This window comes from Clostridium sp. CM038, assembly GCF_055081105.1.
The window spans coordinates 2,351,823-2,374,881 of record NZ_CM143651.1 but is presented as its reverse complement, the minus strand read 5'-3'; the positions used below and the strand labels follow the sequence as shown (position 1 = coordinate 2,374,881).

21 protein-coding genes are annotated in these 23,059 nt (G+C 31.2%); all 21 read left to right on the top strand.

Features of this window, described 5'->3' with window-relative positions:
* Positions 1 to 199: 199 nt before the first annotated feature.
* The 21 genes from rimP to ACWJKS_RS10880 all read left to right on the top strand — a co-directional run bounded on the left by rimP (position 200) and on the right by ACWJKS_RS10880 (position 22,967).
* On the top strand, positions 200 to 658 hold the full coding sequence (gene rimP, locus ACWJKS_RS10980; RefSeq protein WP_216303085.1) for a ribosome maturation factor RimP: 459 nt from the start codon (positions 200 to 202) through the stop codon (positions 656 to 658).
* Between the two features lie 13 nt (positions 659 to 671).
* Positions 672 to 1,811, top strand: a complete 1,140-nt coding sequence (nusA, locus tag ACWJKS_RS10975) for a transcription termination factor NusA (protein WP_462959586.1) — start codon at positions 672 to 674, stop codon at positions 1,809 to 1,811.
* An 11-nt stretch (positions 1,812 to 1,822) separates the two neighbouring features.
* Positions 1,823 to 2,110 carry an RNase P modulator RnpM gene (rnpM, locus tag ACWJKS_RS10970; protein WP_216303083.1) on the top strand — a complete coding sequence of 96 codons (288 nt, stop codon included), beginning with the start codon at positions 1,823 to 1,825 and terminating at the stop codon, positions 2,108 to 2,110.
* Positions 2,097 to 2,411: a ribosomal L7Ae/L30e/S12e/Gadd45 family protein gene (locus ACWJKS_RS10965; RefSeq protein WP_187351404.1), complete on the top strand. Its 315-nt coding sequence runs from the start codon at positions 2,097 to 2,099 to the stop codon at positions 2,409 to 2,411. Before rnpM ends, ACWJKS_RS10965 begins: the two co-directional genes overlap by 14 nt.
* A gap of 23 nt (positions 2,412 to 2,434) precedes the next feature.
* Positions 2,435 to 4,510 carry a translation initiation factor IF-2 gene (gene infB / locus ACWJKS_RS10960; RefSeq protein WP_216303082.1) on the top strand — a complete coding sequence of 692 codons (2,076 nt, stop codon included), beginning with the start codon at positions 2,435 to 2,437 and terminating at the stop codon, positions 4,508 to 4,510.
* Positions 4,511 to 4,531: 21 nt separating this feature from the next.
* Complete coding sequence (gene rbfA / locus ACWJKS_RS10955) at positions 4,532 to 4,939, top strand: 30S ribosome-binding factor RbfA (protein ID WP_216303080.1); 408 nt, start codon at positions 4,532 to 4,534, stop codon at positions 4,937 to 4,939.
* Positions 4,929 to 5,891: a DHH family phosphoesterase gene (locus tag ACWJKS_RS10950; RefSeq protein WP_462953136.1), complete on the top strand. Its 963-nt coding sequence runs from the start codon at positions 4,929 to 4,931 to the stop codon at positions 5,889 to 5,891. Before rbfA ends, ACWJKS_RS10950 begins: the two co-directional genes overlap by 11 nt.
* On the top strand, positions 5,888 to 6,757 hold the full coding sequence (gene truB, locus ACWJKS_RS10945) for a tRNA pseudouridine(55) synthase TruB (RefSeq protein ID WP_216303079.1): 870 nt from the start codon (positions 5,888 to 5,890) through the stop codon (positions 6,755 to 6,757). Before ACWJKS_RS10950 ends, truB begins: the two co-directional genes overlap by 4 nt.
* Positions 6,758 to 6,769: 12 nt before the next feature.
* Complete coding sequence (locus ACWJKS_RS10940) at positions 6,770 to 7,693, top strand: bifunctional riboflavin kinase/FAD synthetase (protein WP_462953759.1); 924 nt, start codon at positions 6,770 to 6,772, stop codon at positions 7,691 to 7,693.
* Positions 7,694 to 7,824: 131 nt separating this feature from the next.
* On the top strand, positions 7,825 to 8,088 hold the full coding sequence (gene rpsO, locus ACWJKS_RS10935; RefSeq protein ID WP_165412182.1) for a 30S ribosomal protein S15: 264 nt from the start codon (positions 7,825 to 7,827) through the stop codon (positions 8,086 to 8,088).
* A 93-nt stretch (positions 8,089 to 8,181) separates the two neighbouring features.
* Positions 8,182 to 10,299, top strand: coding sequence for a polyribonucleotide nucleotidyltransferase (locus ACWJKS_RS10930; protein ID WP_216303077.1), 2,118 nt, complete (start codon positions 8,182 to 8,184; stop codon positions 10,297 to 10,299).
* 95 nt (positions 10,300 to 10,394) lie between these two features.
* On the top strand, positions 10,395 to 11,669 hold the full coding sequence (locus ACWJKS_RS10925) for a M16 family metallopeptidase (protein ID WP_462959585.1): 1,275 nt from the start codon (positions 10,395 to 10,397) through the stop codon (positions 11,667 to 11,669).
* Positions 11,670 to 11,754: 85 nt separating this feature from the next.
* Positions 11,755 to 12,030: a YlmC/YmxH family sporulation protein gene (locus ACWJKS_RS10920; protein WP_165412185.1), complete on the top strand. Its 276-nt coding sequence runs from the start codon at positions 11,755 to 11,757 to the stop codon at positions 12,028 to 12,030.
* 15 nt (positions 12,031 to 12,045) lie between these two features.
* On the top strand, positions 12,046 to 13,236 hold the full coding sequence (dapG, locus tag ACWJKS_RS10915; RefSeq protein WP_216303075.1) for an aspartate kinase: 1,191 nt from the start codon (positions 12,046 to 12,048) through the stop codon (positions 13,234 to 13,236).
* Between the two features lie 56 nt (positions 13,237 to 13,292).
* Complete coding sequence (locus tag ACWJKS_RS10910; RefSeq protein ID WP_258280654.1) at positions 13,293 to 13,958, top strand: ClpP family protease; 666 nt, start codon at positions 13,293 to 13,295, stop codon at positions 13,956 to 13,958.
* Between the two features lie 183 nt (positions 13,959 to 14,141).
* A complete protein-coding gene (locus ACWJKS_RS10905; RefSeq protein WP_462959584.1) occupies positions 14,142 to 16,460 on the top strand; it encodes an FtsK/SpoIIIE family DNA translocase in 2,319 nt (772 codons plus the stop codon).
* Between the two features lie 184 nt (positions 16,461 to 16,644).
* Complete coding sequence (gene rimO / locus ACWJKS_RS10900; RefSeq protein WP_216303073.1) at positions 16,645 to 17,982, top strand: 30S ribosomal protein S12 methylthiotransferase RimO; 1,338 nt, start codon at positions 16,645 to 16,647, stop codon at positions 17,980 to 17,982.
* Complete coding sequence (gene pgsA / locus ACWJKS_RS10895; protein ID WP_216303072.1) at positions 17,966 to 18,511, top strand: CDP-diacylglycerol--glycerol-3-phosphate 3-phosphatidyltransferase; 546 nt, start codon at positions 17,966 to 17,968, stop codon at positions 18,509 to 18,511. The genes rimO and pgsA overlap by 17 nt, the downstream gene beginning before the upstream one ends.
* Positions 18,512 to 18,674: 163 nt before the next feature.
* Positions 18,675 to 19,730 carry a recombinase RecA gene (gene recA, locus ACWJKS_RS10890; protein WP_165412191.1) on the top strand — a complete coding sequence of 352 codons (1,056 nt, stop codon included), beginning with the start codon at positions 18,675 to 18,677 and terminating at the stop codon, positions 19,728 to 19,730.
* 298 nt (positions 19,731 to 20,028) lie between these two features.
* Complete coding sequence (rny, locus tag ACWJKS_RS10885; protein WP_224578977.1) at positions 20,029 to 21,585, top strand: ribonuclease Y; 1,557 nt, start codon at positions 20,029 to 20,031, stop codon at positions 21,583 to 21,585.
* A gap of 191 nt (positions 21,586 to 21,776) precedes the next feature.
* Positions 21,777 to 22,967: a pyridoxal phosphate-dependent aminotransferase gene (locus tag ACWJKS_RS10880; protein WP_462959583.1), complete on the top strand. Its 1,191-nt coding sequence runs from the start codon at positions 21,777 to 21,779 to the stop codon at positions 22,965 to 22,967.
* The last annotated feature ends 92 nt before the right edge of the window (positions 22,968 to 23,059 follow it).

The following is a 23,059-nucleotide window of genomic DNA, read 5'->3' as shown; positions in this document are numbered from 1 at the left end:
ATGCAATTAACCCTTGAAATAGCAAATTTTATATGATAGAATAATATATATTAGTTACCGTTGGTAATTTTATTTCAAGAGAGTAGGCTCGTCCTACTCTCTATTTATTGAAACGCAACTCATGGTTGCGTTTTAATTATAATATTACGATTAATTATGTAATAATTGTAGAAAATTTTTATAAAAGGAGGGTGTTAAAATGAAAAATGCCTTGTTGCAAAAACTTAGAAAAATAATTCAACCAATAGCAGAAAAAAATAATTGCGAATTATATTATTTGGAGTATGTAAAAGAATCAGGAGAAAATTTCTTGAGGATTTATATAGATAGTTCTAATGGGATATCGTTAGAAGATTGTGAAAAAACAAGTAGAGCTGTAAGTGAAATATTAGATGTAGAAGATCTAATAACTGATAGTTACTGTTTAGAAGTCTCCTCTCCAGGAATTGAGAGAATTTTATATGATGACAATCATCTGAAAAAATATATAGGCCAAAACGTATTAATTAATTTAAATAGTCTATATGAGGGAACAAAAAAAATTGAAGGCAATTTATTAGGATTTTCGGATGTGCAAATAGAAATTGAATATGATGGGAATAATATATCTATTCCGAAAGAAAAGATTTCCATTGTGAGTTTGAAACCGGTGCTGTAAGGAGGAAGTTAAAATGAATCAGGAATTTATTGAAGCATTGAGAGAAATTGTAGAACAAAAGGGAATCAGTGAAGATTTACTTTTTGAAACTATTGAGGATGCATTAGTTGCAGCATATAAGAAGAATTTTGCTACTCTATCTAATAGTAACCAAAGTGTAAAAGTGTCAATGAATAGAGAAACAGGTGAAATACATATTTATGGTCAAAAAACAGTTGTAGAAGAAGTATTTGAGGATGCCAATGAAATATCACTAGAAGGAGCTAAAGAATATAGCCCTAAATATCAAATTGATGATACTGTTGATATTGAAGTTACTCCAAGAAAATTTGGAAGAATAGCTGCACAAGCTGCAAAACAAGTGGTTATTCAAAGAATTAAAGAGGCTGAAAGAAATATAATTTACAATGAATTTATAACCAAAGAATTTGATATTATTACAGGAAGTGTTATAAGAAAAGATAGAGGAAATGTATTTATAGATTTAGGTAAAATTGAAGCTGTGCTTGGAGCTAATGAACAAATGCCTGGCGAGGAATATAATTTTAATGAAAAGTTGAAACTATATATTGTTGAAGTTAAAAATACTACTAAAGGTGCTCAAGTAGGAGTATCAAGAACGCATCCAGGTCTTGTAAAACGATTATTTGAATTAGAGGTGCCAGAAGTTTTTGGTGGAGTGGTTGAAATAAAAAGTATTTCAAGAGAAGCAGGATCAAGAACTAAGATTGCGGTATATTCAAACGATGAGAATGTTGATGCTATGGGAGCTTGTGTTGGGCCAAAAGGTATCAGAGTTCAAAACATAGTTAATGAATTAAGAAATGAAAAAATTGATATTATTAAATGGAGTAAGAAATCTGAAGAGTACATTTCAAATGCGCTAAGCCCTGCAAAAGTATTGAATGTAGTAGTTGAAGAAGTTTCTAAATCTGCAAAAGTTATAGTGGAAGATAATCAATTATCATTAGCTATTGGAAAAGAAGGTCAAAATGTTAGATTGGCAGCGAGATTAACAGGTTGGAAAATTGACATAAAAAGTAGAACACAAGCCCAATATAACATGGAAGATATTGAAGATATTGAAGATATTGAAGGTATTCAAGTTATTGAAAATGAAAATAAAGTAATTGAAACCATTACTGAAGAGTAGGTGATAGCTTTATGAAAGTGAAAAAAATACCTCAGCGCATGTGCACAGGTTGTATGGAAATGAAATGCAAAAAAGAATTATTACGCATAGTTCATAGCAAAGAAGGCGAAATTTCTATAGACTTAACAGGAAAAAAACCAGGTAGAGGCGCATATGTTTGTAAGAATATGGAATGCTTTGAAAAATCTTTTAAAACAAAAAGATTAGAGCGAAACTTAGGTGGAAAAATAAGTGAAGAAATTTATGGTAAACTAAGGGATAAGATAAATTACGAGGATGAGGTAAATCATGAACAATAAATTTTTTCAATTTTTGGGTTTAACTAAAAAGGCAGGCAAACTTATTGAAGGGTACAATCAATGTGAAGATGCACTATCACACGGGAGAGGGACCCTCATAATTTTGTCAGAGGAGAGCGCTACCAATACTAAAGATAAATTTAGAAGATTAGCTATCAAAAGGGTTATACCTCTTATAGAAGGAATATCCAATGAGACTTTAGGCAAGTGCTTAGGTAGAGCAGAAATCAATGTTTTGTGCGTAAATGACAAAAAAATGAGTAATAAGCTATTAAGCTTATGGAATGAAAATGATGAATAAATTAAATTTCGGGGGTGAATGATTTGGCAAAAGTCAGAATATATGAATTAGCAAAAGAGTTAGAAGTGTCAAGTAAAGAATTAATTAATGTACTATTAGAAGAGTTTAGTATAAAGGCCAAAAATCATATGAGTGTGATTGAGGAAGAAGATGCTGAGTTAATAAAGGAACTTTATAGTGATGAAAATTCAGGACTTAAGGATAATAAAAATGAAACAGTGGAACACTATGAAAACTTAGCTAATGAAGATGCTAATAAAGTTGTTATTAGAAAAAGAGGTAGAAAAGGTAGAGATGAATTAGGAAGCGGAAACAATGCGGTTGAAGCAATAGATGATGAAGTTGTAGTAATCAAAAGTACTATTACAGTTAAAGACTTAGCTGATACGTTAAAGAGACCTTATGTAGAAGTAATAAAACAACTTATTTTTATAGGTGTTATGGCTGGGATGAATCAAGAAATTGATTTCGCTACAGCTGAAAAAGTAATAGAAAAATATGGTGCACTTGCTGTACTAAAAGATGAAGAAGAAGGAAAAATTGCTGATGAAGAAGACTTCGGAAATGTTGAAGTTGAAATAGATACAGACAAAAAACCAGCAGTTGTTACAGTTATGGGTCATGTTGATCACGGCAAGACATCGCTACTTGACTGTATTAGGAAAGCTAAAGTTACAGAAACAGAAGCGGGCGGAATAACACAACATATAGGTGCATATACTGTCGATATTAATGGTGAAAAAATTACATTTTTAGATACACCTGGTCACGAAGCTTTCACAGCAATGAGAGCAAGAGGTGCCCAAATAACAGATATAGTTATACTTGTTGTAGCTGCAGATGATGGTATTATGCCACAAACTGAAGAAGCTATAAATCACTGTAAAGCGGCTAAGGTACCAATGATAGTAGCTATAAACAAGATAGATAGGCCAGGAGCTAATGTTGATAAAGTTAAGCAAGAATTAACAGAACATGGACTTGTAGCAGAAGATTGGGGCGGAGACACAATTTGTGTTCCAGTATCAGCTCATACTAAAGAGGGTATAGATACTTTGCTTGAAATGGTAGTGATTACAGCAGAAATGTTAGAGCTAAAAGCAAACCCTAGTAGACTTGCAAAAGGAACTGTAGTAGAAGCTAAACTTGACAAAGGTCGCGGACCACTTGCTACTTTACTCGTGCAAAATGGTACACTAAAAGCTGGAGATTCTATAATTGTTGGTTCAACTTATGGAAGAATAAGAGCAATGTTTGATGATAAGGGTAACAAAATAAAGACAGCAGGACCTTCTATACCAGTAGAAATACTTGGATTATCTGAAGTTCCAGCAGCTGGAGATAGATTTAATGTAGTTAAAGATGAGAAAACTGCAAGAAATATGGCAGAAACTAGAAAAACAAATTTAAGAGAAGAACATTTTGAATCTAGTAATAGAGTTTCCATGGAAAACCTATATAGCCAAATACAAGAAGGATCTGTTAAAGAACTTGGTGTAATTGTTAAAGCTGATGTTCAAGGATCTGTAGAAGCTGTAAGACAATCTCTCGAAAAATTATCTACTGATAATGTTAAAGTAAGGGTTATCCATTCTGGAGTTGGCGCTATTACAGAAACAGATGTTGTACTTGCAGCAGCTTCAAACGCAATAATTATAGGGTTTAATGTAAGACCAGATAATAATGCTTCTTTAATTGGTGAGAAAGAAAATGTAGAAATTAAAACCTATAGAATAATTTATGACGCTCTTGATGATATAAAAGATGCAATGGTTGGAATGCTCGATCCTGTATATAAAGAAGTTGTCTTAGGTAGAGTTGAAATAAGACAAATATATAAAGTTTCAAGTGTAGGAACAATAGCAGGGTCTTATGTATTGAACGGTAAAATCACGAGAAACAGTAGCGTACGAGTACTTAGAAATGGAATAGTAATTACTGAATCAACTTTAGCTTCCTTAAAAAGATTTAAAGATGATGCAAAAGAGGTCGCTGCTGGATTTGAATGTGGATTAAGTGTAGAAAAATTCAATGATATTAAAGAAGGCGACATTATTGAAGCATTCATAATGGAAGAAGTAAAACCAAAATTAATATAAGTATAAGGAGTAGTGAATTGTATGGTTAGTTATAGAAATGGTAGAATAAATGAAGAAATTAAAAAAGATGTAAGCAATACAATTCAAAACAAAATAAAGGATCCAAGATTAAGTGCTATGGTAAGTGTAACAAAAGTAGACACAACAAAAGACCTAAGCTATACAAAAATTTATGTTAGTATATTTGGTGACAAAAATGCTAAGAAAGAAACACTTCAAGCACTTAAAAGTTCAACTAGTCTCATTAGAAAAGAAATAGGGAGTCATGTTAAGTTAAGACATGTTCCTCAGGTTATTATAGAGGTAGATGAAACTATAGAACGTGCAATACATTTAGAAGGCATTTTTAATCAAATAAAAGAAAAAACTAAGAATGATGAAGATATAAATGAGGAAGATGGCAACGAAAAAGATAACAATGAAGATTAATGATATTGTTACCAGAATTAAGTTATTCAAAAAAATTGCTATAACTTTTCATACTTCACCAGATGGTGATTCAATTGGTAGCGCATTAGCGCTGCTTATTGGTCTTAGAAAATTAAACAAGGAAGTATATATAATTTCAAAAGAAGTTATTCCGCAAACTTTTTTATTTTTGCCTTGCTCTGATGAAATTAATGGTGAAACAAGTCAGCCGTTAAAGGATACGGAATGTGTAATAGTGTTAGATTGTGGTGATTTTAAAAGAATTAATGCTAATTTATGTATGCAAAACAAAAAGTTTGAATTAATAAATATAGATCATCATTTATCTAATGATTTGTATGGAGATTTAAATTTTGTCGATACAAAATCTTCTGCAGTGGGAGAAATTGCATACGAAGTTCTTAGACTTCTCCATGTAGAATTAGACAAAGGAATAGCTACATGTTTGTATACTTCCTTACTTACAGATACAGGCTGCTTTAGACATTCGAATACCACAGCAGTAACTCATGGTATCGCTGGTGAACTTATAAATACAGGTATAGATTTCAGTAACATCCATAGAAAAATTTTTGAAAATAAGAAATTTGAAAAGATAAAATTTTATGGAGAAATTATTAGTGATATGACAGTAGAACTCAATGGTAAAGTCTGTATTATGCATATATCTAAAAATGTACTTGGAAAATTCAATTTGGCGTCCTCGGATACATCAGATGTTATTACTTTTGGTGATTCAATAGATACCGTTGAAGTTACTATTCTTATAAAAGAAGCTGAGAATGGTGTTAAAGTAAGTTTAAGATCTAAGTCTTTAGTAGATGTTAGTAAAATTGCAGAAGGTTTTAGTGGTGGAGGTCATATTAGAGCTTCAGGTTTTTATGCAGAAGCAAATTTTGATGATATTAAAGTTAAATTAATAGAAATTTTAGAAAAAGAGTTGATGAAATGAACGGTATATTAAATGTATTTAAACCTACCGGAATTACTTCTTTTGATGTAGTACGTAAAATAAGAAAAATCAGCAATGTAAAAAAAGTAGGCCACGCTGGCACTCTAGATCCTGAGGCTAGCGGGGTTTTACCTGTTTGTATAGGAAAAGCAACGAAGGCTATTGACTATATAATGGGTGACTTTAAAATTTATGAAGCTGAATTAAAGTTGGGAGTTATTACAGATACATATGATAGAGAAGGTAAGATTCTTAGTGAAAGTGAAGTTAATGCAACCGAAGAAGAAATTATTCGCGCTATTAATTCATTTATAGGTGAAATAAAACAAATTCCTCCTATGTACTCAGCTCTAAAGGTTAATGGGAAAAAACTTTATGAATTGGCAAGGTCTGGAATAGAAATAGAGAGAGAAGCAAGGACTTTAGTAATTTATGATATAGATATTATTGATATTAAAACACCTTACGTAAAGTTTAGGGTTAAATGCTCTAAGGGTACATATATTAGAAGTCTATGTTATGATATTGGGCAATTATTAAAATGCGGTGGTATGATGTGGAATTTACAAAGAATTGCTACAGGGCCATTTCATATTGAAGATGCTATAAATATTGAAGATTTAAACGAGGAAAACATAAACAAACATGTTATGCCTATAGAAAAGATTTTTCAAAACAATAGTAAAATTACCATAGAAGATAGATTTGTTAAATTCTTATTAAATGGTGTTGTAGTAAAAGATAGAGCACTAACTCGCAAATTTGAAGTTGATATAATATATAATATATATAATAAAGATAATGACTTTGTTGGAATTGCACATAGAAGTAATGATAGTGTTAAGCTAATAAAATCATTTATATAGGAGTATATTAAAATGTTAGTTATAAAAGATAATTTTAAAACAAAACTTAAAGAACCAACGTACATTGCTTTAGGAAGTTTTGACGGCATCCATTTAGGGCATATGTCTCTTGTAAATAGAACAGTAGTATTAGCAAAAGAAAATAATGCTAAAAGTATGATTTGTACCTTTAAAAATCATCCATTGTCTGTTATTAACAAGGAAATTTGTCCAAAGTTGATAATGGATAATGACACCAAAATAAATTTGTTAAAAAACACTGGTATTGATATTGTTAACTTAGTTAATTTTAATAAAGATTTTATGAAGATAACTCCGGAAGAGTTCATAAAAAATATGGTGAAGTTTTATAATGCAAAGGGAATAGTTGTTGGTTTTAATTATAGATTTGGATATAAAAATTTAGGTGATGTAGAAATGCTTAAAACATATAGTACTATTTTAGGATATAAACTATATGTTTGTGAAGCCGTTAGTATTAACCATGAAATTGTAAGTAGTTCAAAAATACGCCATCTAATAGCGGAGGGTAATATCACTAAAGCAGATGAGCTTTTAGGACGACCACACACTATTAGTGGGAAAGTAATTAAGGGAAAACAATTTGGGAGAACTATTGGGTTTCCAACTGTAAATTTAAATTACAATAAAGAGTATATCATTCCTAAGGGAGGGGTGTACTATACTTTAGCGGAGTATGATAATAACTTTTACAGAGCTATAACCAACATAGGTTACAATCCTACTGTAGAAGGTGGCAAGCTATCAGTAGAAACGCATATTTTGAACTTTGATAAAAAAATTTATAATGAAATAGTTAAAATTTATTTTATAAACAGAATAAGAGATGAAGTTAAATTTAATTCTATTGATGAATTAAAAAAGCAACTTTTAAAGGATAAGGAATATGCAATAAATCAAAAAATAGAAAAATAAGTGCTAAGATGTAAAAATTAATTTACAATTTAATCTTAGTTTGTTATAATTGGTTTGAACCTTATGCTAAGTTCACCGAATCACCAACGGTGTACTTGGAATATGGGGATTATATTCGGAGGTGTTGTAAAATGCAAAAAGCTAAAAAACAAGAAGTAATGTTAAAACATGCAAGACATGAAGGAGATACAGGTTCTCCAGAAGTGCAAATCGCACTACTTACTGAAAGAATTCAAGAGTTAAATGAACATTTGAAAATCCATAAAAAAGATCACCATTCAAGAAGAGGTCTATTAATGATGGTTGGACAAAGAAAAGGTATGATCGGTTACTTAAAGAACCAAGATATCGAAAGATATCGTGCAATTCTTGCAGAACTCGGACTAAGAAAATAATTCAGAGCGGCTTAGCCGCTCTATTATTTTAGATTAGGGGAAATATATACAATTAGCTAATAATATTAGTGCAAATTGAAGGGAGGCAAATATATGATTCATATTATAGAAACTACTGTAGCAGGCAGAAATCTTAAAGTTGAATATGGTAAAGTTGGAATGCTATCAAACTGTGCAATAGTCATGAGTTATGGAGAAACAGTAGTTTTAATTAATGCAAATGCATCAGAAAAACCAAGGGATGGTATTGATTTCTTCCCACTAAGTGTAGAATATGAAGAAAGACTTTATGCTGTTGGTAAAATTCCAGGGGGATTCATAAAGAGGGAAGCAAGACCATCAGAAAGAGCAATTTTAACAGCAAGAGGTATTGATAGGCCATTAAGACCATTATTCCCTAAAGGCTATAAAAATGATGTCCAAATTGTTTGTACAGTAATGTCAGTTGAACAAGATAATTCACCTGAGATACTTGCTATGAACGGAGCGTCACTGGCATTATGTTTATCAAGTATACCTTATACGGATGCTGTTGCAACTGTTTCAGTGGGTTTAATTGATGGTAAATTTATATTGAGTCCTACTGTAGAAGAGCGAAGTGCTAGTTCTATGAAACTTACAGTTTGTGCAACAAAAGATAATGTAACAATGATAGAAGCAAATGGAGACGAAATACCTGAAGATGTAATGATAGATGCAATTGACTTTGCTTTTGAAGCATGTAAAAAAATTGTAGCTTTCCAAGAAGAAGCTGTAGCTAAGTTTGGAAAGAAAAAAGTTATACCTTTATTAAATAAAATAGATGAAACTCTCGAAAGTGAAGTAAGAGAATTTTCAGTTGATATGACAAAAACAGCAATGTACATAATGGATAAAGATGAGAGAAACAAAAAAGTGGACGAAATTAAAGAAAAAATAAGTGTTGAATTTAATGAAAAATACGCAGATAAAAAATCAGATATCGGTGAAGTTTTCTATAATATTCAAAAAGAAATAGTTAGAAATATGATGTTAAATGAAAATAGAAGACCAGATGGAAGAGCTTTTGATGAAGTTAGACAAATAAGTTGTGAAGTAGGAATACTTCCAAGAACTCATGGTACTGGTTTATTTACAAGAGGACTTACTCAAGTAATGGGAGTTGCAACACTCGGAGCATTAAAAGAAGCCCAGATACTAGATGGAATAAGTACTGAAGATACTAAAAGATATATGCATCATTACAATTTTCCAGCCTATAGCGTAGGAGAAACTAAGCCAATGCGTGGACCTGGAAGACGTGAAATTGGTCATGGAGCACTAGCAGAAAAAGCAGTAGAACCACTTTTACCATCTATAGAAGAATTCCCATATGCTATTCGTGTAGTGTCAGAAGTATTAAGTTCTAATGGTTCAACATCTCAAGCTAGTGTAAGTGCAAGTATTTTAGCACTATTAGATGCAGGGGTTCCTATTAAAAGACCTGCTGCGGGTATCGCAATGGGGCTAATTACAAACGCTGACTTATCTAAAGAAAAAGTATTAACGGATATTCAAGGCATAGAAGATTTCTTTGGAGATATGGACTTTAAAGTAGCTGGAACTGTTAAAGGTATTACAGCTATACAAGTTGATACAAAGCTTCATGGATTATCTAATTATTGCATTAAAACTGCAATTATAGATGCCAAAAAAGCTAGACTTCATATAATAGAAAAAATGAACGAATGTATACCGCAACCAAGAAGTGAAATGTCACTTTATGCTCCTAGAATGTATGTGCTAAATGTAGCACCAGACAAGATTAGGGACGTAATAGGTAAAGGCGGAGCAACTATAAAGAAAATTATAGCAGAAACCGGCGTTAAAATAGATACTAATGACGATGGACAAATTGTAATTATGTCGAGCGACAGCGTTAGTGCCAATAAAGCAGTAAAAATTATCGAAGAACTAACTAAATCTGTTAAAGTAGGAGAAATATATTTAGGAAAAGTAACAAAAATTGCTGCTTTTGGAGCTTTTGTTGAAATACTTCCTAATAAAGAAGGCCTAGTGCATATTTCTAAACTTGATTTTACAAGAGTAAATAAAGTAGAAGATATAGTTTCAGTTGGTGATGAAATATTAGTAAAAGTAATGGAAATAGATAATCAAGGAAGAGTAAATCTTTCGAGAAGAGATGCTATGAAAGATAGCGAAAATGAAAATGAAAACAAAGATAAAGAATAATAATAGAAGGGCTTAGATGCCTTTTTATTTTTTTTTAATAATATTGCCTTAATATGCACATAGTAAATATAAATTCTCATTAAGGAGAGGCGCATATGTATAATTTGTTTAAGTTAAATAATGGGTTAAGAGTTGTAGTGGAAAATATTGAGTATGTAAATTCGGTTAGTGTAGGCTTATGGGTAGAAAATGGGTCAAGAAATGAAAATATAACTAGCAGTGGGATATCACATTTTATTGAGCATATGCTCTTTAAAGGAACGTGTGATAGAACTGCAAAACAAATTGCTGAAGCGATTGAAGATGTTGGTGGTCAAATAAATGCCTTTACAGGTAGGGAAGCTACATGTTTTTATATAAAAGCATTAGATACTCATTTAGAACTATCCTTAGATATTCTTTCAGATATGATTTTCAATAGTAATTTATCAGAAGATGATATTGAGAAGGAAAAAGGCGTAATTGTTGAAGAAATAAATATGAGTGAAGATTCGCCAGAAGATGTTTTAGCAGATTTACACACAAAAGCAATCTGGGGTGCAGATTCTATTTCGTTACCGATTTTAGGAACGATTGATACTGTAAAATCTTTTAGTAGAAAAATGATAGCAGATTATATTGACTCGCATTATATACCCGAAAACTCAGTAATATCTATTTCAGGTAAATTTGACATGAAAATGATAGAAAGTCTTGTTGAAAAGTATTTTGGTAAATGGCGTTGTAAAGACAAAAATATTACTAAATATAGTAGCCCTGAAATATTAAATCAACATTATTTCAGAAAAAAAGATATTGAGCAATTCCATGTGAGTCTTGGAATACCTGGTGTAGGTCTTGGAAATGATGATACATACACGTTAATCTTACTAAGCAATATATTAGGCGGAGGAGCATCCTCAAGGCTATTCCAAAAAATCCGTGAAGAGCTAGGTTTGTGCTATTCAATCTACTGTTATATATCTACGTTTAAAAACACAGGAGTTGTAAGCGTTTATGCGGGACTCAGTCCAATGAACGTGGAAGTTGCTATTAATGCAATAAAAGAAGAGGTTAGTAAATTCGCTAAACTCGGAATTGACAATGAAACGTTAAGTAAAGCTAAAGAGCAGTTAAAGGGTAGTTATATCCTAGGGCTTGAAAGCACAAGCAGTAGAATGTTTAGTAATGGGAGATCAGTAATGTTTATGAACAAAATTAATACGCCAGAAGACGTATTGCGAAAAATCAATGAAATAGACATGGAAAGGGTAAATTGTGTCATGCAAAAAACTTTTGAAAAAGGTATAATAAATTCTGCATATGTAGGAAAAGAAAAAGAGATGCTTAAAAAAGTTTTTAAAGGTAATATTATTTCTATGGATAAGTAAATTTATCTATAAAAATGTAGAAATTATGCATAAATCCTTAACAGATTTCATAGTATTTTATGAGAGTTGTTAAGGAGATGATAATATGGAAGATAATATAAAACTGTATAGTGAAATGGAAAGATATGAAATTATCAATATCAATGATGGTGACAAATATAGCAATTTAGGTAATAATGATGTAGTTATTGATGAGAATGGGCTTTTAAAATTTTTAATTATAAATGAAGGAAGCTCTAAATTTAGTTTTTTAAAAAATAATGATATTATTGAAGTACCTTGGGAATATGTTAAAAAAATTGGTTCCAGAACTATAATAATTGATGTTGATAATGAATTTTTAAAAAAATCTCATATATAATTTTGGAGGACAGAAATGAAGATATTAGTGCAAAAGTTTGGAGGTACATCTGTTTCAACAGAGGAAAAGCGGAAGCTTGTAGTAAACAAAGTTTTAAATGCAAAGGTTCAAGGATATTTTCCTGTGGTAGTAGTATCTGCAATGGGAAGAAAAGGTGAGCCTTACGCTACAGACACATTGCTATCTTTGGTAGATGATAATTTCAAAGTAGCAAATCCATTAGCAATAGATTTGCTAATGAGTTGTGGTGAAACTATAAGCACTGTAATAATGTGTAGCGAACTAAATAATAGTGGAATTGATGCTGTGCCTTTAACTGGTGGACAAGCAGGTATAATCACAGATTCTAATTATAACAATGCAGCAATACTTAATGTGGACACAAAAAAAATATTGGATATTTTACAAAAAGGGAAAACCCCAGTAGTAGCAGGATTTCAAGGCATGGATGAAAATGCCTATGTTACGACTATTGGGAGAGGTGGGAGTGACGTTACTGCTGCAATACTAGGGGCAGCACTTAAGGCCTCTCAGACTCAAATATACACTGATGTAGATGGGATTATGACAGCGGATCCAAGAATAGTTTCTGAAGCGACTTTAATAAAAAAAATAAGTTATGATGAAATCTTTCAATTTGCAGATCAAGGAGCAAATGTTATACACCCAAGGGCAGTTGAAATATCTAGAAAGTATAATATACCATTAGTAATAAAAAATACTATGAATGATTGTGATGGAACAGTAATTAGTAATTTGGGAAATGAAGGTTATGAAAATATAATTACAGGTATTACGCATATGAATAATAGAATTCAAATAAAAATATGTGAAAATTCAGGTTCTAGTTATGATGATATATTTGATATTTTAGCTGAGAATCTTATAAGTATAGATCTTATAAATATTTTTCCTAAGGAAAAAATATTTACTATTGATGAAAAAGACTTTACTAAATTTGCTGATTTAATAAGAGACCTTAATATGTCCTATTCATTTGTGAAGGATTGTAGTAAACTTTCAATTATAGGTTCAAAAATGAGAGGTATGCCTGGCGTTATGGCGAGAATACTTAAGGCGTTAACTAGAGAAAATGTTGAAGTACTGCAAACAGCAGATTCTAATATGACTATATGGTGCCTTGTAGAAACAGGATATGTTGAAAAAGCAATTAACGCTCTACACAGGGAATTTAAATTAGGATAAAAAATGTATATAGTTTCTCTTAATGCACAAAATAAAATGGATTAGGAGGAATGAAAATGTTGAAAACTGAAAAAAACGTAAATGAACAGGTTGAAAATATTAAAGAACTGGGAACAACTAACATCCCAACTCAGGATACTAAAATTCAGGTTTTGTCTATTATAGGTCAAATAGAAGGACACATGATGTTGTCCCCTCAAACAAAAACTACTAAGTATGAACATGTTATTCCAGAGCTAATTGCTATGGAGAGGGATGATAAAGTAAAAGGTATTCTTATAGTTTTAAATACTGTAGGAGGAGATGTGGAAGCGGGTCTTGCAATAGCAGAGATGATTAGAAGCCTTAGCAAACCAACTGTATCACTTGTAGTAGGTGGAGGCCATTCAATAGGTATACCACTGGCAACAGCAGCTAAGTACTCATTCATTTCCCCATCTGCAACTATGATAATTCATCCTATAAGAATGAATGGTCTAATAATAGGGGTACCTCAAACTTTTGAATACTTCAATAAAATGCAAGAAAGAATAACAGAATTTATTATTAGAACCTCTAAGATTGATAAGGAAACGGTAAATAGATTAATGCTTCAAACTGATGAGCTTTTAAATGATATGGGTACTATACTTATAGGAAAACAAGCAGTTGATAATGGGTTAATAGATGAGGTTGGTGGCATTAGTGAGGCATTATCAAAATTAAACGAAATGATAGGTTAAAAATAAATTAGATATAAACAGGTTAAAATAGCCTATTTATGTCTATTTTTAATGATTTGTTACTATGACAAATATAATCTAATAATTTTTTTATATAACTAGTTTAAAATTGATTTATAAATCTATTGAAAGTTAGAGGAGATTTCTAAACTTTGTAGAAATAATAAGGATAGAGGTGATACTTTGGCTAGAAAAAAAACTAAAACTAAATCTAAAGTTGCAAGTAATGTAGATGCTAATAGTGAAATTTATGGAATTATTTTAATAACAATAGGCATATTAATTTTATTAAGTATCTTCTCAACTAGGGGTTCAAATTCTAATTCCATATCAGGTATGATAGGTAATCTGATTAATCATGTGCTTTTTGCAATATTAGGAGTGGGTGCATATCTTTCGCCGTTCCTTATAGTATTTATTGGTATTTGCAAAATCGTTAAGAAAGGTAAGATAAATTTTAGTAAGAAGTTTTGTGGAATAATACTTTTTATAATAAATACACTATTATTTATACAAATGTTATCTTTAAATAAGTATTACACTAAAGGAGATTTTTTGCTCGGAATAAATAAGATATACAATTCAGAAAGTGTACTACATGGTGGGATTATTAGTTATTCAATTGATGTACTATTACATACACTATTTGGAGCTGCGGGTAGCTATATAATTTTTATTGCTATTTATGTTATATGCTTTATTATAATATTAAACGTATCGCTTAATGATGTCTTTTTTTATTTAAAGGATAAATTTATTATTAAAAAGACTGCGAGTAAAAATGATAGTAAGGATTTATATATAGAAAATAATGATAAGCAAGAAGAATTAGTAGTTCCAAATGGAGAAAAAAATAAATTTATTAAAGATATTAGCAGCAATAAAATTAAAATAATCGATTTTATAAAATCAAATGAAATTGCTACAGATGCGGAAGGATTAAATAAAGAAGAAACTGTTAGTGGTGTTAGGAATGACAATGCACGTACTTTAAAAGAAAGGCATATAGATAATTCTATCAACCAAGAGTTGGAGAAAGAAATTCAATTAAATAGTGTAAATTCAAAGCCAAACTATAAATATGAATACCCCACTGTAGATTTATTAAATGAAAATAATACTTCCAAAATGAATAAAAACGATAAAAAAGAATTGCTTAATAGTGCCAATAAGCTACAAGAGACACTAAGTAGCTTTGGAGTTGAAGCAAAGGTTATTCAAGTTACAAAAGGACCCTCAGTGACAAGGTTTGAACTTCAACCAAATGCTGGTGTTAAGGTGAGTAAAATTGTAAATTTAGCAGATGATATTGCACTGAATTTAGCTTCTTCCGGGGTAAGAATCGAGGCACCGATACCTGGTAAGGCAGCTGTAGGCATTGAAGTACCAAATAAAGAGTTAAGCGCAGTATACTTAAGAGAAGTAATAGAATCTAATGAATTTTCAGCTTCAAACAAAAATTTATCCTTTAGTTTAGGAAAAGGTATAGGCGGTAACTGTGTTGTTTCGGATTTAACAAAAATGCCACATTTGCTGGTAGCAGGGGCTACAGGCTCTGGAAAAAGTGTTTGTATAAATTCATTAATAATAAGCATACTTTATAAGTATTCTCCAGAGGAGGTTAAGCTATTATTAATTGACCCTAAAGTTGTCGAATTAAATATTTATAATGGGGTACCTCATCTATTAATACCAGTTGTAACAGATCCCAAAAAGTCTGCAGGTGCTTTAAATTGGGCTGTAAACGAAATGTCAAGAAGATACAAGAGTTTTGCTGAAAACAATGTGCGAAGTATAGAAGGATATAATGAATTAGTAAATAAAGGCATTGTTGAAAATAAATTGCCGTGGATTGTTATTATAATTGATGAGTTAGCAGATTTAATGACGGTCTGTGCTAATGATGTAGAGGAATATATTGGAAGACTTGCGCAAATGGCAAGAGCGGCAGGAATGCATTTAGTAATTGCGACGCAGAGACCATCAGTTGACGTTATTACGGGTGTAATAAAAGCCAATATACCTTCAAGAATATCTTTTGCAGTTTCGAGTCAAATAGATTCAAGAACAATTTTGGATTCCTCTGGTGCAGAGAAATTACTTGGGAAAGGTGATATGCTTTTTTATCCGGTTGGAGAGGCTAAACCATTTAGAATACAAGGAGCTTTTGTGTCAGAAGAAGAAGTTGAACGAGTTGTTGATTTTATAAAGAATCAGACGACAGAAGTAAACTATGAAAAAGAAATAATAGATGAAATAGAGAGTAGTTCAAATAATAAAAGTATTGATGATGATATTGATGAATTATTAAATGAAGCAATAAGAATAGTAGTTGAAAATGGACAAGCATCTACTTCCTTATTGCAACGTAAGCTAAAAATAGGGTATAATAGAGCAGCAAGAATTATTGAACAAATGGAGGAACGAGGGATTATATCAGGTAGAAATGGAAGCAAACCTAGGGAAATATTATTAAGTGATAGTGAGTTAAAGGAACAATAAAAAAAAAATGTAAGAATAATTGTAAATACCCTTGTTTAATTTGCAAATCACATTTACAATAATTTATGGGTACAAATGTAGGAAGATAAAAATAATTAGCTATTATTTACATAAAGAGTCAAACAAGTAGTATGATATTTGGTAAATAGGAGTTACTCAGGTTGATAAACAAGGAGGATGACTGGTGGAAAAATTAAAAGTTGGAGTTATAAATTTAGGCTGTGATAAAAATAGAATTGATAGTGAGATTGTAATAAGCAGTTTAAGTGGGAAATATGATATGACAAATGATCCTAAACTAGCAGATATAATTTTAGTGAATACTTGTGGATTCATAGAATCGTCAAAACAAGAATCAATAGACACTATTCTAGAAATGTCAGAATACAAAAAGAAATATAATTGCACAGTATTGATTGCGACGGGTTGCCTTACTCAGCGTTATGGGTCGGATCTGATTGAATTGATGCCAGAACTTGATATAATCCTCGGTGTTAATGATTATGACAAGTTAGTAAGTAGTATAGAAGAGGTTCTTTTAAAAAATATTAAAGTACAACATTGCACTTATAGTGATGATAATATTAATGAAGGACAAAGAGTATTAACTACAGAAACATACTCTGCTTATATTAGAATTTCCGAGGGCTGTGATAATGCTTGTGCATATTGTGCAATACCAAATATTAGAGGAAAATATAGAAGCAGAAAAATGGAGAACATAATACAAGAGGCTAAGGATTTAAGTGAACATGGTTGCAAGGAAATTATTTTAGTTGCTCAAGATACCACTAGATACGGGATAGATTTATATGGTGAAAAAAACCTACATAAATTAATAAGAAAAATTTCTCAAATAAGTGGGATTGAATGGATTAGAGTACTTTACTGTTATGCAGAAGAAATGACGGATGATATTATTAATGAAATTTCTTTAAATGATAAAGTTTGCAAATATGTAGATATACCAATTCAACATATAAGCGATGATCTTCTTAAATCCATGAAAAGGAAAGGAAGAAAAAATATCATAACAGAAAACATAAATAAGATGAGGAAGGGTATTAAGGGATTAACCCTTAGAACTACATTAATCGTTGGATTTCCAGGAGAAACGGAAGAAAATTTTGAAGAATTGAAACAGTTTATTAATGAAACTAAATTTGATAAATTGGGAGTGTTCAAGTACTCAATGGAAGATGGTACTGCAGCTGCAGAGATGAAAAATCAAATTCCAGAAGAAATAAAGGAAAAACGTGAAGAAGAATTAATGATTGTGCAACAAAATATATCAAAAGAGATAAATAGTAAAAAAATAGACAAAATTTACAAAGTTTTAGTAGAAGGATTTAATGGTAAAACTTATTTTGGTAGAAGTTATGAAATGGCACCAGAAGTTGATGGAACTATTTTCTTTGAATCTGACAAAGATTATAATAAGGGAGAATTCGTAACAGTAAGGGTTACCAAAGCGTTAGAATATGATTTAATAGGAGTTGTGTGCTATGAATCTTGCAAATAAACTTACAATGATTCGAATTTTTTTAGTACCTATATTTTTAGTGTTTATGGCGGTTAAAGGAATACCTTATGGAAGAGAACTGGCGACAATTGTTTTTATAGTAGCATCTCTCACTGATAAGTTGGATGGCTATGTAGCTAGAAGCAGAAATCAAATAACTAATTTCGGAAAATTCATGGATCCTCTAGCAGATAAACTTTTAGTAACTGCTGCACTTGTTTCATTAGTGGAGCTTCAGATTGTGTCTAGTTGGGTAGCTATGATTATAATTGCTAGAGAATTTGCAGTTTCAGGACTTCGAACAATAGCTGCTTCAGAGGGAAAAGTAATTGCGGCTAGTAAATGGGGGAAACTTAAAACCGTTATTCAAATAGTAGCTATAATTACAGCATTGATAAATTTATCTTACGCAAATACGTTATTAAATGCGTTAACCAATATTTTCATGGCTGCCGCAGTAATTATTACAATAATATCTGGTGTTGACTATTTTGTAAAAAACAAAGGTACAATTAGAGTCGATAAGTGATTAAATTATTAGAGTTTGTTAATAATACAAATAAAAGGATTTCTTTAGTAAATGAAAATGGCAGATATTGCTTTGTATGTTGACCATATAAAATAAATGGTGTATACTTAAATTCAGAACAAACGTTCGTCGAAAAAGGATGGTGAACCCGCAGGGGAAATTTATGAATAATGAAAAATTAAAAGCGCTAGAAGTAGCTATGGGTCAAATAGAAAAACAATTCGGAAAAGGCTCTGTAATGAAACTTGGAGAAAATAGTAAGTTAAATATAGAGGCTATTTCCACTGGTTGTTTAGGACTTGACATAGGCCTAGGCATAGGTGGTGTACCTAGAGGAAGAATAATAGAAGTTTTTGGACCAGAATCTTCAGGTAAAACTACAGTTGCACTTCATATAGTTGCAGAAGCTCAAAAAAATGGTGGTACAGCTGCATTTATAGATGCAGAGAATGCTTTAGACCCTGAATATGCTAAAGCACTAGGAATAGATATAGAAAATTTAATAGTATCACAACCAGATACTGGTGAACAGGCGTTAGAGATTACAGAGGCTTTAGTTCGCTCTGGGGCTATAGATGTTATCGTAGTGGATTCGGTAGCAGCTTTAGTGCCTAAAGCTGAAATTGAAGGCGAAATGGGAGACTCCCATGTAGGACTCCAAGCAAGACTTATGTCGCAAGCTTTAAGAAAACTTGCGGGTTCTATAAATAAATCCCAATGTGTTCTTGTATTTATAAATCAATTAAGAGAAAAAGTAGGAGTAATGTTTGGTAACCCAGAAGTAACCCCTGGTGGTAGAGCGTTGAAATTTTATGCATCTGTTAGACTAGATATTAGAAAAATAGATACAATTAAACAAGGCGATGAATTTATGGGTAATCGAACAAGAATAAAAATAGTTAAAAACAAAGTAGCTCCTCCATTTAAGAAAACTGAATTTGATATTATGTATGGTCACGGCATATCTCGAGAGGGCGATGTTCTAGATATAGGAGTTGTAGAAGAGATTGTACAAAAAAGTGGAGCATGGTTCTCATATGGAGATATACGACTTGGACAGGGAAGAGAAAATTCAAAACAATATTTTAAAGAAAACCCTTTGGTTATGTTAGAGATAGAAAACAAAATTAGAGCAAAACATAACCTACCATTATACAAGAACGCAGAGACTAGTAAAAAAGAAGTTAGCAAAAAAGAAGCAAGTAAAAAAGAAGCATAAAAGCAAGTTTTTACTTGCTTTTTTTCTTTAACTTATAATTAAGGAATATTATTATGGTATCAGGCATATGCATTCTATGATGCAATATGCTAAAGTTTATCATAACTACTATATAATAGTAAGAATAAAGACTTATTTAAACGTTAAAATCTTGACATTAACTGAAAAGTAATATAAAATAAATACAAATACTGGTTTAGTATATTTAAATTGTTACCAATTAAATATAGCACCTTTTCTAGCTTTCATATTTACTCTTAAATAGATTTGAAATAAGCAAAGGAGGTGTTGATAATCAATGGATACTAAAAGTCAAACAATGCTCATAGTAGTTTGTGCTATTTTGGTTGTTGTTTTAGCATGTATTTTTGTTATAATTTATATTAGAAAAAATATATCTCAAGCAAATATTTTCAAGGCCGAAAAAGAAGCTAAAAAAATTATTGATGAAAGTGTAAAAGATGCTGAATCAAAAAAGAAAGAGGCTATTTTAGAAGCCAAAGAAGAAGTTCACAGACTTAGAACTGATTTAGAAAAAGAATCAAGAGAAAGACGTAATGAAGTTCAAAGGTTAGAAAGAAGAAACATCCAAAGAGAAGAATCATTAGATAAAAAAAGTGATGTGCTGGAGAGAAAAGAAGAAAATCTTAATAAAAAACAACAAGAAAGTGAAATGCTAGAAGCAAGTGTACAAGATTTATACACAAAGCAAAGAGGAGAATTAGAAAGATTATCAGGGTTGACATCTGATGAGGCAAAACAAGTTTTATTAGATGAAATTAGAAAAGAAATTAAACACGATGCTGCAATTATGATTAAAGAAATTGAAACTAAGGCAAAAGAAGAAGCTGATAAAAAAGCAAGAGAAATTATTACTTATGCTATTCAAAGATGTGCAGCCGATCATGTAGCAGAAACAACAGTTCATGTGGTTTCGCTTCCTAATGATGAGATGAAAGGAAGAATAATAGGTAGAGAGGGTAGAAATATTCGAACTCTAGAAACGCTTACAGGAGTAGATTTAATAATAGATGATACACCTGAAGCAGTAATTCTTTCAGCATTTGATCCTATAAGGCGCGAAGTTGCTAGAATAGCACTTGAGAAACTAATAGTGGATGGAAGAATTCACCCTGCTAGAATTGAGGAAATGGTAGAAAAAGCTAAAAAAGAAGTTGATAGTGACATAAAAGAAGAAGGAGAACAAGCAACTTTTGAAACAGGAGTGCATGGACTTCATTCGGAAATTATCAGGCTGCTTGGAAGGCTTAAATACAGAACCAGTTATGGTCAAAATGTATTAAAGCATTCTATAGAAGTTTCATATTTAGCTGGACTTATGGCATCTGAACTTGGAATTGACCCAACACTCGCTAAAAGATGCGGTCTACTTCATGATATAGGTAAAGCTGTAGATCATGAAGTTGAAGGTCCACATGCGCTTATAGGTTCAGAAATAGCTAAAAAACACCATGAGTCCTCTATTGTAGTAAATGCTATTGCAGCGCATCACGGTGACGTTGAGTTAGAATCCCTTGAAGCAATACTAGTTCAAGCGGCAGATGCTATATCAGCGGCAAGACCAGGTGCAAGAAGAGAAACTTTAGAAGCTTATATTAAAAGATTGGAAAAATTAGAAGAAATTGCAAATTCTTATGAAGGTGTAGAAAAGTCATATGCTATTCAAGCTGGAAGAGAAGTTAGAATTATGATTAAACCAGAAATAATTGATGATGCAGGTGCTGTTGAAATGGCAAGAAATCTAGTTAAAAGGATTGAAAATGAACTAGAATATCCTGGTCAAATTAAAGTAAATGTAATTAGAGAAACACGAGCTATTGACTATGCTAAATAATTAAATGTAAGATTAAATCCTCTTGAGATTTAGAATATTTCTAAACCCTAAGAGGGTTTTTTATTTCATATTACATATTATTTGGAAAAGTATGTAATGTGGAATCAGGTTGCTTCATTTACATCACAAAAAAAAAGTGATATATTAGTATCATAAGAATTAAATTAATATAAGTATTGGGGGTAAGAAAAATGGTATTATCTAAAAAAGCAAAGCAAATAACAACATCTTTAACACTAGATATAACTGCAAAGGCTAAAAAAATGAAGGCTGAGGGCATAGATGTCATAGGATTTGGTGCTGGTGAACCTGATTTTGATACACCCAAAAACATTCAAGAAGCAGCTATAGAAGCAATTAAAGAAGGCAGGACAAGATATACAGCGGCTTCAGGTATTATTGAACTAAAACAGGCAATAATTGGAAAGTTAAAGAGAGAAAACAACTTAACTTACACACCAGCTCAAATTATAGTTTCAGCTGGAGCAAAACAATGCTTAGCTAATGTATTTCAAGCTATTTTAAATCCAGGAGATGAAGTTTTAATTGGAGTTCCATATTGGGTAAGTTATCCAGAATTGGTTAAATTAGCAGATGGAGAACCTATCTATATAGAAACAGAAGAAATTAATGAATTTAAATTAACAATAGCGAGCCTTAATAGAGCATTAACGCCTAAATCTAAAGCAATAATATTAAATAGTCCCAATAATCCTACAGGTACCGTATATTCAAAGGAAGAACTTATGGAAATTGCTGATTTTGCAAAAATAAATAACTTAATCATAATATCGGATGAAATTTATGAAAAATTGTTGTATGGTAGTAATGACCATATTAGTATAGCAAGTCTTTCAGAGGATGCTTACAGAAGAACTATCGTAATCAACGGTCTTTCTAAGGCTTACGCTATGACAGGATGGAGAATAGGATATGCTGCTGGCAGCACGGAAATAGTATCGTTAATGTCTAATATTCAAAGTCATACTACATCAAATCCCAATTCAATTGCGCAATATGCGTCAGTTGAAGCTTTAAATGGAAATCAAGATGATATAGCTAAAATGATTGGACAATTTAAGCTAAGAAGAGATTATATGGTGGAAAAAATTAATAGCATTAATAATTTATCTTGCATAAAACCTGAAGGCGCTTTTTATGTTATGGTGAATATAGGGGATGTTTTAAATAAATCAATCGACGGAAAAGTTATAAAAGATTCGATTGCTTTTTCAGATATTTTACTTGAAAAAGAAAAAGTTGCTGTTATACCAGGTATAGCATTTGGAGTAGATAATTTTATAAGATTGTCTTATGCTACTTCTATGGAAAATATAAAAATTGGACTTGATAGAATAGCGAGGTTTGTTGAAAATATTTAAAATTGATTTACATGATTTTTAATGATATTATAATAGCATGCGTTAATAGATAAGATATTTTATATTATCGCATGCAATAATAAATAAAGTAT

Bases quoted from the DNA above. Each gene is read 5' to 3' on its own strand.
- rnpM (WP_216303083.1), top strand. From the start codon at position 1,823: ATGAAAGTGAAAAAAATACCTCAGCGCATGTGCACAGGTTGTATGGAA.
- truB (WP_216303079.1), top strand. From the start codon at position 5,888: ATGAACGGTATATTAAATGTATTTAAACCTACCGGAATTACTTCTTTT.
- ACWJKS_RS10925 (WP_462959585.1), top strand. From the start codon at position 10,395: ATGTATAATTTGTTTAAGTTAAATAATGGGTTAAGAGTTGTAGTGGAA.
- pgsA (WP_216303072.1), top strand. From the start codon at position 17,966: ATGAATCTTGCAAATAAACTTACAATGATTCGAATTTTTTTAGTACCT.
- ACWJKS_RS10930 (WP_216303077.1), top strand. From the start codon at position 8,182: ATGATTCATATTATAGAAACTACTGTAGCAGGCAGAAATCTTAAAGTT.
- rimP (WP_216303085.1), top strand. From the start codon at position 200: ATGAAAAATGCCTTGTTGCAAAAACTTAGAAAAATAATTCAACCAATA.
- dapG (WP_216303075.1), top strand. From the start codon at position 12,046: ATGAAGATATTAGTGCAAAAGTTTGGAGGTACATCTGTTTCAACAGAG.
- ACWJKS_RS10950 (WP_462953136.1), top strand. From the start codon at position 4,929: ATGAAGATTAATGATATTGTTACCAGAATTAAGTTATTCAAAAAAATT.
- nusA (WP_462959586.1), top strand. From the start codon at position 672: ATGAATCAGGAATTTATTGAAGCATTGAGAGAAATTGTAGAACAAAAG.
- rny (WP_224578977.1), top strand. From the start codon at position 20,029: ATGGATACTAAAAGTCAAACAATGCTCATAGTAGTTTGTGCTATTTTG.
- rbfA (WP_216303080.1), top strand. From the start codon at position 4,532: ATGGTTAGTTATAGAAATGGTAGAATAAATGAAGAAATTAAAAAAGAT.
- ACWJKS_RS10940 (WP_462953759.1), top strand. From the start codon at position 6,770: ATGTTAGTTATAAAAGATAATTTTAAAACAAAACTTAAAGAACCAACG.
- ACWJKS_RS10920 (WP_165412185.1), top strand. From the start codon at position 11,755: ATGGAAGATAATATAAAACTGTATAGTGAAATGGAAAGATATGAAATT.
- ACWJKS_RS10880 (WP_462959583.1), top strand. From the start codon at position 21,777: ATGGTATTATCTAAAAAAGCAAAGCAAATAACAACATCTTTAACACTA.
- rpsO (WP_165412182.1), top strand. From the start codon at position 7,825: ATGCAAAAAGCTAAAAAACAAGAAGTAATGTTAAAACATGCAAGACAT.
- recA (WP_165412191.1), top strand. From the start codon at position 18,675: ATGAATAATGAAAAATTAAAAGCGCTAGAAGTAGCTATGGGTCAAATA.
- ACWJKS_RS10910 (WP_258280654.1), top strand. From the start codon at position 13,293: ATGTTGAAAACTGAAAAAAACGTAAATGAACAGGTTGAAAATATTAAA.